Consider the following 900-nt stretch of genomic DNA (forward strand, 5'->3'; position numbering starts at 1 on the left):
AAGCCCGAGATCCTTGAGCTCACCGCCGACAAGGCGAGGGAGCTCGGCTACGAGACCATTGTCCTCGACCTGACCGGCTATCCCGGTGCCAGCTCGTACAACCCCATCGGACTTGTCGCCGACGCCGTCGAGGCGGGCGACATTGACGGGGCCGTGAGGACAGCCCGGCAGGTCGCCGTCGACCTCATCCCAATCGGCGGGGAGAAGAACACGTATTTCCCCAAGGCAGCGCGCAACATGCTCGCCGCCTGCATCCTCGTCGTCTGCACGGCCGACATCCCCCGCAGGCAGAAGAACCTCGCGAGCGTCGCCGCGCTCGTGGAGCGCGGGACCGCCGGCGACGACCCGAAGGACCCCTCGGCCCCGCTTAAGGACTACATCCGCGAGCTCGGGCCGTCGCACCCGGCGTTCTCGCCGGCGTCCGACCTCCTCGGTGACGGCGGCGCGACGACGGCCGGCAAGAACGTCGTCTCGACCCTCAAGGAGGCGCTGAGCATCTTCTCGGACGGAGCGCTCCGCGCCGTGACTTCCGAGAGCAGCGTCTCCATTCGCGACCTCATCGAGAGGAAGACGGCGGTCTACATCGAGATGCTCGACGAGGGAGACCCGTACGGGGTCGTCTACACCTGCTTCCTGAACCAGTGGTGGCAGGTGGCGCAGCGGGCGTGCAAGGGGAACGGCGGCCGCATGCCGCACGAGACGGCGCTCGTGCTCGACGAGATCGGCAACCTCAACGTCAAGGTCGCGTGTCTGCCGGCCATCGCGACGCTCGGACGTTCGATGGGAATACGCGAGCAAATCTTCGTTCAAAATCTCAAAGAATTGAATGCCTACAATGACCCAGGCGACGGCGGGGCCGGTCGCGACAAGCTGATCGGCTCCATCGGCATCAAGGTCGCT

General features: G+C 66.1%; 1 protein-coding gene. It reads left to right on the top strand.

Features of this window, described 5'->3' with window-relative positions; genetic code table 11:
• Window positions 1-900, top strand: a 900-nt coding sequence (locus tag ACT84W_RS10575; protein WP_444329185.1) for a type IV secretory system conjugative DNA transfer family protein, incomplete at both ends; no start/stop codon positions are given.

Origin of the sequence: Paratractidigestivibacter sp. (assembly GCF_052362415.1) — a bacterium.
In the GTDB taxonomy this organism is placed as follows: domain Bacteria; phylum Actinomycetota; class Coriobacteriia; order Coriobacteriales; family Atopobiaceae; genus Paratractidigestivibacter.